We start from the raw sequence: 9300 nt of genomic DNA, 5'->3' as shown, positions 1-9300 counted from the left end.
TGCCCCGACAGGCGCGCGAGGGACTCCCGGCGGTCGGCCAGCGCCCGGGCAGCGGTGACCAGCTCGCGCTCGGCGGCGGCCAGGGCGGCGTCCAGGTCCGTGCGGGAGGCGGTCGCGGCGGTGAGCCGCCCCCGCTCGGCGACCAGCTGCGCCGCCAGCTCGGTCTCGGTGGCCTCCACGCGGGCGGCCTCCCGGTCGGTCTCGTCGGGGTCGCGGCCGGCCGGGGCGGCGACCGGGGCACTGAGGTGCCGGTGCCGCTCGGCGGCGAGCTGGGAGGTGCTGGAGAACCGCTCGCCCAGCGTGGACAGCCGGAACCAGGTGTCCTGCGCCGCGGCGAGGGCCGGGGCGTCGGCGGCGAGGGCCGCCTCCAGCGCACCCTGCTGCCCGGCGGCGGCGACCAGCTCGCCCTCGACCCGGGTGCGCTGCTCGCGGGCGGCGGTCTCGTCGGCGACGTCGGCGGCCAGGGTCGCGCGCAGGGCGACGAGGTCGTCGGCGAGCAGCCGTAGCCGGGCATCGCGGAGGTCGGCCTGGATGCCCGCCGCGCGCCGGGCCACCTCGGCCTGCCGGCCCAGCGGCTTGAGCTGGCGGCGGAGCTCGGTGGTGAGGTCGGCCAGCCGGTCGAGGTTGGCCTGCATCGAGGTCAGCTTCCGCAGCGCCTTCTCCTTGCGCTTGCGGTGCTTGAGGACGCCGGCGGCCTCCTCGATGAACCCCCGGCGGTCCTCGGGGCGCCCGGACAGCACGGCGTCGAGCTGGCCCTGCCCGACGACGACGTGCATCTCGCGGCCGATGCCGGAGTCGCTGAGCAGCTCCTGGACGTCGAGCAGCCGCACCTTGTCGCCGTTGATCTCGTACTCGCTCTCGCCGGAGCGGTACATGCGGCGGGTGATCGCCACCTCGGTGTAGTCGATGGGCAGCGCGCCGTCGGCGTTGTCGATGGTGAGCGTCACCTCGGCCCGGCCCAGGGGCTGCCGACCGGCGGTGCCGGCGAAGATGACGTCCTCCATCTTGCCGCCGCGCAGGCTCTTGGCACCCTGCTCGCCGAGCACCCAGGCGATGGCGTCGACCACGTTGGACTTGCCCGACCCGTTGGGCCCCACGACCGCGGTGATGCCCGGTTCCAGGCGCAGCGTCGTGGCCGACGCGAAGGACTTGAAGCCCTTGAGCGTCAGCGACGACAGATGCACGTCAGGAGGCTAGCGAGGGCCTCCGACGGGGACGGCTCAGGCGAGCGCGGGCTGCGTCTCCGGGGTCGCCATGGTCAGCAGCTCGCGGGCGATGCGGTCGTCGCGCTCGGCACGCAGCTGCGCGACCTCGGCCTCCAGGCGGGCGACCCGCGCCCGCAGGGCGGCGATCTCCTGGGCCGCCCCCAGCTGACGGGGGTCGACGACGGAACCGAACAGGGCCTTGGCCATGACGAGAACGGCCTTCCACGTGCGAGGGGGAGCGCGTCCGGGCGTGCCGGCCGGGCGCGGGCTTGTGCTGCCAGGGTGACAGTCCCCCGGTCCCAGGTCAACGCGGCCGACGGCCGGGCCACCAGGTCAGGGGTGTGTCATCTCCGTCACGCCGTGGTGAACCCGTGCGCGCCCACCGGGTCCTCGTCGGTGAGCGCCACCTCGCGCGGGGTGCCCGGTGCGGCCGGACCGGTCAGCGCGTCGAGCACCGCGTGCACGTCGTCGTCCGGGCCCTCGAGGACGACCTCGACCCGGCCGTCGGGCAGGTTGGTGGCCGACCCGGCCAGCCCCCGGTCGCCGGCCTGGCCCCGGACGAACCAGCGGTAGCCCACGCCCTGCACGTCCCCCGACACCAGGGCGACCACCCGGCGGGTCACGAGCGCCGGGCCCTGGGTCGGGGTTGGCAGCTCGGGCAGCTGTAGCTGGAGCGGTTCATGAAGGACTCCCGGCGGATCGGGGTGCCGCAGCGCGGGCAGGGGCGGTCGAGCTGGCCGTAGACGGCCAGCGAGCGGGAGAAGTACCCGCTCTGGCCGTTGACGTCGACGTAGAGCGAGTCGAAGGAGGTGCCGCCCTGGGCGAGCGATTCGCCGAGCACGTCGCGGATCCCCTCGAGCAGGTCGTCGACCTGCCGGCGGGTCAGCTTCTCCGTCGGACGGGCCCCGTGCAGGCGGGCCCGCCACAGCGACTCGTCGGCGTAGATGTTGCCCACCCCGCCGACGAGGGTCTGGTCCAGCAGGGCGCGCTTGACCTCGGTGCGACGGCGGCGCAGCGCGGCGGCGAAGGCGTCGGCGTCGAAGTCGTCGGCCAGCGGGTCGACGGCGATGTGCGCGAGCCGGCCGGGCAGGCCGTCCGGGCCGGCGTCCTCGGTGGCCAGGCCGCCGAAGGTGCGCTGGTCCACGAAGCGCAGCTCCCGGCCGCCGTCGGTGAAGGTGAACCGGGCGCGCAGGTGCTTCTCGCGGGGCTCGGTGGGCTTCTCCACCAGCAGCTGGCCGCTCATGCCCAGGTGGCCGACGAGCACCCGGCCGGTGGCGACGCCGTCGCGGGCCAGCGGCAGCCACAGGTACTTGCCCCGCCGGTGCGCCGCGGTGACCGTGGCCCCGGTGAGGTCGGCGAGGAAGTGGTCGACGCCCTCCAGGTGCCGGCGGACGGCGCGCGGGTGCAGCACCTCGGCGGTGGCGACGGTGCGCCCGGCGACCCAGCGCTCCAGGCCGCGCCGGACCACCTCGACCTCGGGCAGCTCGGGCACGGGGCTCAGCCCCGCCCGGCGGCCGACAGCGCGCGCCAGGCGTTCTGCGCGGCCATCTGCTCGGCGGCCTTCTTGGTGCGGCCGTGGCCGTCGCCGCGGGGCTCGTCGGCCAGCAGCACGGTGGCGGTGAAGGTCTTGGCGTGGTCGGGGCCCTCGGACTCGATCCGGTACACCGGGGCACCCAGGCCCTGGGCCGCGCCCAGCTCCTGCAGGCTGGTCTTCCAGTCCAGGCCGGCCCCCAGGGACGCGGAGTCCACCAGCAGCGGGTCGAACAGCCGGTGCACCACGGCCGCGGCGACCTCGAGGCCGCAGCCGAGGTGGATGGCGCCCAGCAGCGCCTCCAGCGCGTCGGCCAGGATCGACTCCTTGTCCTGGCCACCGGTGGCGGTCTCGCCGCGGCCCAGCAGCAGGTGCGGGCCGATGCCGCCCTCGCCCAGGGACCGCGCGACCCCGGCGAGGGAGGTCATGTTCACCACCGACGCCCGCAGCTTGGCCAACTGCCCCTCGGGCAGGTCGGGCTGGCTGCGGTAGAGCTCGTCGGTGACCACCAGGCCGAGCACGGAGTCACCGAGGAACTCCAGCCGTTCGTTCGTGGGCAGCCCGCCGTGCTCGTAGGCCCAGGACCGGTGGGTCAGGGCCAACGCGAGCAGGCCGCCGGGCAGCTCGACACCCAGGGCGTCGCGCAGCCAGTCGGCGGCCTGTGCGGCGTGCTCGGCACCACCTGGGGTGGGGTGGCCGGTCACGTCGGGGTCGTGCTGGAGCAGGTCAGACCGCGATGGTCTGGCGGCCGTCGTACTGACCGCAGGTCGGGCAGGCCTGGTGCGGCGGCTTGAGCTCCCCGCACGCGCGGTTCGGGCACGGCGCGAGCGTGGGCGCGGTGGTCTTCCACTGCGACCGACGCGAGCGGGTGTTCGAGCGCGACATGCGCCTCTTCGGGACAGCCACGGTCAGTTCTCCTTCGATGGGGTGAAACGGTCGGCGAGCCCTGCCCAGCGCGGGTCGAGCTGGGAGTGCGAGTGGTCCGCCGGGAGGTCGTCGATGCGCTGGCCGCAGTCGACGCACAGCCCGGAGCAGTCCGGGGTGCAGGTGGGCGAGAGCGGCAGGGTGAGGACGACGGTGTCGCGCACCAGCGGGGCGAGGTCGAGGTGCTCACCGTCGATGCGGCGGACCTCGTCCTCCTCGCTGGTGGCCTCGGTGGTGCTGCCCTCGTAGGCGTAGAGCTCCTGCACGTCCAGGTGCAGGGTGTCCTCGACCGGGTCCAGGCAGCGGGCGCACTGGCCGGTGACCGGCACGTCGACGTCACCGGACACGAGGACGCCCTCCATGACCGACTCCAGGCGCAGGTGCAGCTCGACCGGCGCGCCCTCGGGGACGCCGATCATCTCCACGCCCCAGCCCGCGGGCGCCGGCACCGTCCTCTCCCAGTCGCGCATGGACCCCGCGCGGCGACCCAGCTCGCGCAGGTCGACCTTCCAGGGGTCACCACCGGGGCGCCGGGCGTCGGTGGACGCGGCGCCGCGACGGGGCGTGGGGGCAGCAGGCATGACGGGGTTCTCTGTGCTCGGGGTCGGTTCTCACCGCGGGGCGTGCCGGGCAGCGCGTGCGGGAGCAGCCCAGGTTACCCCAGGCTCGTCACCGCCGTCCCTAGGGCTGGCGCAGCTGGGCGCGGGCGGCCTCGACGGAGCGGACCATGTGCCCCAGGGTGGTGCCGAAGTCGGCCAGCCGGCTGTCGACGTACTCGTCGACCTCGGCGCGCATCCGGGCCACCTCGGCCGCGGTCTGCTCGCCCAGCTCGTCGGCGCGGGCGACCGCGCCGCGGTAGACCTCGGTCTCGGCGACCAGCCGGTCGTGCTCGGCCTGCCCGGCGGCGACCAGCGCCGCCTGCTGGGTACGGCCCTCGGCGACCAGCTCGGCCTGCTGGCGGTCGGCCTCGGCCAGGATCCGGTCGGCCTCGGCCTCGGCACGGGTGAGCAGGTCCTCGACCTCGGCCTGGGCCTGGGCGATGAGCTCGTCGCGCTGCCGCCGGGCGGTGCCGATCAGCTCGTCGCGCTGGCGGCGGGCGGTGCCCACCACCTGCTCGGCCTCGGCGCGGGTGCGGCCGGTGAGCCGCTCGGCCTCGGCCTGGGCCTGCTCGAGGATCTCGGTGCGCTGCTCGACGATGGCGCCGGCCTGCTGCACCTCCTCGGGCAGCCCCTCGCGCAGGTCGTCGAGCAGGTCGAGCAGGTGGTCGCGGGGCACCATGCAGGAGGAGGACATCGGAACGCTGCGGGCGTTCTCGATCAGCGAGGCCAGCTCGTCGACGACCTCGTAGAGCCGGTACACGACCTCGGTCATGCCTCCCCCTCCCGCTCGCGCCGGGCGACCAGCCGCGTGTTGACCTCGGCGGGCACCAGGTGCGAGACGTCGCCGCCGAACGCGGCGATCTGCTTGACCAGGCTGGAAGACAGGTGCCCGACCTGCGGCGCGGTGGGCACGAAGAGGGTCTCGACGCCGGCGAGCTCGCGGTTCATCTGGGCCATCTGCAGCTCGTACTCGAAGTCCCCGACCGCCCGCAGGCCCTTCACGACCACGGGGACGTCGTGCTCGCGGCACCAGTTGACCAGCAGCCCGGAGAAGGAGTCGACCACCACGTTGGGCAGGTCGGCGGTGGCCGCGCGCAGCAGCTCCATCCGCTCCTCGACGTCGAACAGCCCGGCCTTGCCGGGGTTCACCAGCACCGCCACGACCAGCTCGTCGTAGAGCGCCGCGGCCCGGGAGATGACGTCGACGTGGCCGTTGGTGACCGGGTCGAAGGAGCCCGGGCAGACCGCTCTCCTCATGCTGACCTCACGCTGCGCGACCGTACCGGAGCAGGGCCTCCCCGTAGCGGCGGTCGCGCAGTCCCCGCAGGGGTGTCGGCCACGCCCACGGGTCCTCCCGGGCCGGCCGCTCCACCACCAGGACCGCCTCGGGGGCCAGCCAGCCGTGGGTCACCAAGCCGTCGAGCACCGTCAGGACGACGTCGGCCGGGACGGCGTAGGGCGGGTCGGCCAGCACCAGGTCGAAGGGCGGACCGCCGGAGGGCTTGGCGACCGCGGTCGGCACGGAGGACGGCAGCACGTGCGCGCCCGGCATGCCGACGGTCGCGATGTTGCCCCTCAGCACGGGCAGCACCCGGGGCCCGTTCTCCACGAAGACCACGTCGGACGCGCCGCGCGAGAGCGCCTCCAGGCCCAGGGCGCCCGAGCCGGCGTACAGGTCGAGCACGCGGGTGCCCTCGAGGTCCAGCAGGGAGCCCAGCGAGTTGAACAACCCCTCGCGGGCCCGGTCGCCGGTGGGGCGCACCCCGGAGGCGGGCACCTTCAGCCGCCGGCCGCCTGCGGCCCCGGCGATGATCCGGGTCATGCCCGTTCGAGCCAGTCGGCGCGGTCGCCGGCGTTGAGCGCGGCGACGGCGGCGGCCAGCTCGGGGTGCGCGGCCAGGCCCAGGTCGGTCTCCAGCAGCGCGGCGGCCTCGGTGCGGGCGGCGGCGATGAGCTCCTCGTCGTGCAGCAGCGACAGCAGCTTGACCCCCGAGCGCCGGCCCGACTGCGCCGCACCCAGCACGTCGCCCTCGCGGCGGGTCTCCAGGTCCAGGCGGGCCAGCTCGAAGCCGTCGGTGGTCGCGGCGACCTGCGCCAGCCGGGTGCCGGTGGAGGAGGAGGTGGGGGCCTCGCTGACCAGCAGGCACAGCCCGGGGTGCTTCCCGCGGGCGACCCGGCCGCGCAGCTGGTGCAGCTGGCTCACGCCGAACCGGTCGGCGTCCATGACGACCATGACGGTGGCGTTGGGCACGTCGACGCCGACCTCGATGACGGTGGTGGCGACCAGGACGTCGACCTCGCGCGCGGCGAAGGCCCGCATCCGCGCGTCCTTCTCCTCCGGGGTCAACCGGCCGTGCAGCACCTCGACCCGCAGGCCCGCCAGCGGCCCGGACGCCAGGGCCTCGGCGACGTCCAGCACCGCCAGGGGCGGGCGCCGGTCGGAGGTCTGCGCGGTCTCGGGCGGGGCGCCGTCGTCGGTCTCGGGGCCGGCGTCCTTCTCGTCGTCCCCGATGCGCGGGCAGACGACGTAGGCCTGCCGGCCCGCGGCGACCTCCTCGCGCACCCGCGCCCAGGCGCGGTCCAGCCAGGCCGGCTTCTCGGCCACCGGCACCACCGAGCTGGAGACCCCGCCGCGGCCCGCGGGCAGCTGGCGCAGGGTGAGGGTCTCCAGGTCGCCGTAGACGGTCATCGCGACGGTGCGCGGGATGGGGGTCGCGGTCATCACCAGCACGTGCGGCGGCCGGGTGCCCTTCGCGCGCAGCCGGTCGCGCTGCTCGACCCCGAAGCGGTGCTGCTCGTCGACCACCACCAGACCCAGGTCGGCGAAGTCGACACCCTCGGACAGCAGCGCGTGCGTGCCGACGACGATGCCGGCGCTGCCGTCGGCCACCTCCGCCAGTGCGGCCCGGCGGGCGGCGGCGCGCAGCGAGCCGGTCAGCAGGGTGACGCGGGTGCCGTCGGGGTCGCCGTCGATCTCACCTGCCCGGCCCAGCGGGCCCAGCAGGGCACCGATGCCGCGGGCGTGCTGGGCGGCCAGCACCTCGGTGGGCGCCAGCAGCGCGGCCTGGCCGCCGGCGTCGACGACCTGCGCCATCGCGCGCAGCGCGACCACCGTCTTGCCGGAGCCGACCTCGCCCTGCAGCAGCCGGTGCATGGGCTGCTCGCGGCCGATCTCGACGGCGAGGGCCTCCCCCACCTCGCGCTGTCCGTCGGTGAGCGCGAAGGGCAGCGCGGCGTCGACGGCGTCGGCGAGCCCGCCGGCGCGGCGCGGGCGGGCGATGCCGGGCTCCAGCGCCGCGGCCCGCCGCCGGGCGGCGAGGGTGACCTGCAGGACCAGCGCCTCGTCCCACTTGAGCCGGTGGTCGGCCCGCGCGACGTCCTCGGGCGTCTCGGGGTGGTGCTTGAGCCAGATCGCCCGCGCCAGCGGCATCAGCCCGTGCCGGGCGCGCACCCCGGGCGGCACGGGGTCGGCGTCGAGCAGGGCGTCGGCCGCGCCGGGGTCGCCGAGGACGAGCTTCAGCGACTTCTGCACCACCCAGCTGGAGACGCTCTTGCTGGCCGGGTAGATCGGCAGCATCGCCGTGGCCCACTCGTCGGCGTCGGTCGAGTCGTCGAGGACCTGGCAGTCGGGGTGGCTGAACTGCAGCTGGCCGTGCCAGCTGCTGACCGTGCCGGCGAACAGGCCCCACGCACCGACCTCGAGCCGGGCGTGCCGGTGGTTGAAGAAGACCAGCCGCATCGACCCGTCGCCGTCGCCGACGGTGACCTCGGTGAGGGACCCGCGGCGGTTGCGCATCGGCCGGGTGTCGACCGTGCGGACCTGGCCCAGCACGGTGACCCGGTCGCCCACCTCGAGGTCGGTGAACCGGGTCATCTCCCCGCGGCGGGCGTACCGGCTGGGGTAGTGCCGGACCAGGTCGCGCACGGTGTGCAGCGACAGCTCCTCGGCCATCGCCTTCGCGGTGCGGGTGCCGACCACCTTGCCCAGCGGGGTGTCGAGGTCGAGCACGTCACTCCACCCCGACCAGCAGCACCCGGGCCCCGGGGCCCAGCGGGTGCACCGCCACCTCCACCGTGGGGTGCCGGGCGGCCAGGTGGGTGGCGGCGGCGTCGGCCAGCCGGCCGCCCACGAGGGTGACCAGCTCGCCGCCGCCGGCCAGCAGCCGGTCGAGCAGCTCGCAGGTCACCGCCAGCAGCGCCGGGCCGACGACCACGACCTCGCCCTCGACCACGCCGAGGGCATCACCGGGGTGGCAGCGGCCGGCCGAGGTGAGGGCCTCGTGCTCGGCCACCAGGACCTCGGCCCAGCGGGTGGCCGAGGCGGCCTCGGTCATCGCGATGACGTCGTCGGCGAACCGCTGCCCGGCGTCGGCGACGGCGACCGCGGCCAGGCCCTGCACCGGGGACCGGGTGGGCACGACGGCGACGTCGCGGCCCTCGCCGCGCGCCTGCACCGCGGCCCGCCCGACCGGGCCGACCAGGGCGGGGTGGTCGGGCAGCAGCACGACCTCGGCCGCACCGGCGCCCAGCACCGCCGCCCGGACGGCGGCCTGCACCTCGGCCCCGACCCCGGCGTCGTCGGGGTCGGGCGGGACGGGCACGCCGAGCACCTGCACGCCCTCGGCACCCAGCAGCGCGGCGACCCCGGGCGCCGACGGGCCCTCGGGCACCAGGGCGACCACCGCGCGGTCACCGGCCACCGGCGGGGCCACCCGGACCGGCGCGAGGGCGGTGACGGCGATGGAGTGCGGCCGACCGGCACGGATGCCGGCCTCGACCGCCGCGCCGACGTCGTGCACGTGGACGTGGACGTTCCACTCCCGGCCGGTGGGCGTGTCGACGCCGACGACGACGAGGCAGTCGCCGAGCCAGCCCAGCTCGGCGCGCAACCGCTCGACGGCCTCCTCGGAGGAGTCGGCCAGCAGGAACTGCACCTCGCTGCCCGCGTCGGCGGCCGGCTGGTGCAGGTGCGGGGTCGTCGCGCGGGCGCGCCGGCCGGACCGGCGGGCCAGCGGCGGGCGGGCGGGGGCCGGGGCGGGGGC

General features: G+C 76.0%; 11 protein-coding genes and 1 pseudogene. All 12 read right to left on the bottom strand.

Annotated features, from left to right (window positions below):
- Window positions 1–1184: chromosome segregation SMC family protein (locus NH342_RS20080; RefSeq protein WP_253017634.1), on the bottom strand; the 1184-nt coding region annotated here is incomplete at its 3' end.
- Window positions 1185–1220: 36 nt separating this feature from the next.
- Window positions 1221–1412, bottom strand: a complete 192-nt coding sequence (locus tag NH342_RS20075) for a hypothetical protein (RefSeq protein ID WP_253017633.1) — start codon at window positions 1410–1412, stop codon at window positions 1221–1223.
- 146 nt (window positions 1413–1558) lie between these two features.
- On the bottom strand, window positions 1559–1828 hold the full coding sequence (locus tag NH342_RS20070) for an acylphosphatase (protein ID WP_253017632.1): 270 nt from the start codon (window positions 1826–1828) through the stop codon (window positions 1559–1561).
- Entirely contained in the window at window positions 1825–2697 is an 873-nt protein-coding gene (gene mutM, locus NH342_RS20065) for a bifunctional DNA-formamidopyrimidine glycosylase/DNA-(apurinic or apyrimidinic site) lyase (protein ID WP_253017631.1), read from the bottom strand. Before mutM ends, NH342_RS20070 begins: the two co-directional genes overlap by 4 nt.
- Window positions 2698–2702: 5 nt before the next feature.
- Window positions 2703–3440: a ribonuclease III gene (gene rnc, locus NH342_RS20060; protein ID WP_253017630.1), complete on the bottom strand. Its 738-nt coding sequence runs from the start codon at window positions 3438–3440 to the stop codon at window positions 2703–2705.
- A gap of 22 nt (window positions 3441–3462) precedes the next feature.
- Complete coding sequence (gene rpmF / locus NH342_RS20055; protein WP_253017620.1) at window positions 3463–3642, bottom strand: 50S ribosomal protein L32; 180 nt, start codon at window positions 3640–3642, stop codon at window positions 3463–3465.
- Between the two features lie 2 nt (window positions 3643–3644).
- Window positions 3645–4241: a DUF177 domain-containing protein gene (locus NH342_RS20050; RefSeq protein ID WP_253017618.1), complete on the bottom strand. Its 597-nt coding sequence runs from the start codon at window positions 4239–4241 to the stop codon at window positions 3645–3647.
- 100 nt (window positions 4242–4341) lie between these two features.
- Window positions 4342–5031 (bottom strand): hypothetical protein, encoded by a 690-nt coding sequence (locus NH342_RS20045; protein ID WP_253017616.1) that lies wholly within the window; start codon window positions 5029–5031, stop codon window positions 4342–4344.
- Complete coding sequence (gene coaD / locus NH342_RS20040) at window positions 5028–5516, bottom strand: pantetheine-phosphate adenylyltransferase (RefSeq protein ID WP_253017614.1); 489 nt, start codon at window positions 5514–5516, stop codon at window positions 5028–5030. The genes NH342_RS20045 and coaD overlap by 4 nt, the downstream gene beginning before the upstream one ends.
- Window positions 5517–5523: 7 nt before the next feature.
- Entirely contained in the window at window positions 5524–6081 is a 558-nt protein-coding gene (gene rsmD / locus NH342_RS20035) for a 16S rRNA (guanine(966)-N(2))-methyltransferase RsmD (protein ID WP_253017612.1), read from the bottom strand.
- Window positions 6078–8267: an ATP-dependent DNA helicase RecG gene (recG, locus tag NH342_RS20030; protein ID WP_253017610.1), complete on the bottom strand. Its 2190-nt coding sequence runs from the start codon at window positions 8265–8267 to the stop codon at window positions 6078–6080. Before recG ends, rsmD begins: the two co-directional genes overlap by 4 nt.
- Window position 8268: 1 nt before the next feature.
- Window positions 8269–9300: pseudogene (locus NH342_RS20025) on the bottom strand (dihydroxyacetone kinase); the annotation flags it as partial.

The organism is Klenkia sp. PcliD-1-E (assembly GCF_024124375.1).
Lineage (GTDB): Bacteria > Actinomycetota > Actinomycetes > Mycobacteriales > Geodermatophilaceae > Klenkia.
Note: the sequence above shows the minus strand (reverse complement) of the source record. Positions and strands in the feature narration are given on the sequence as shown.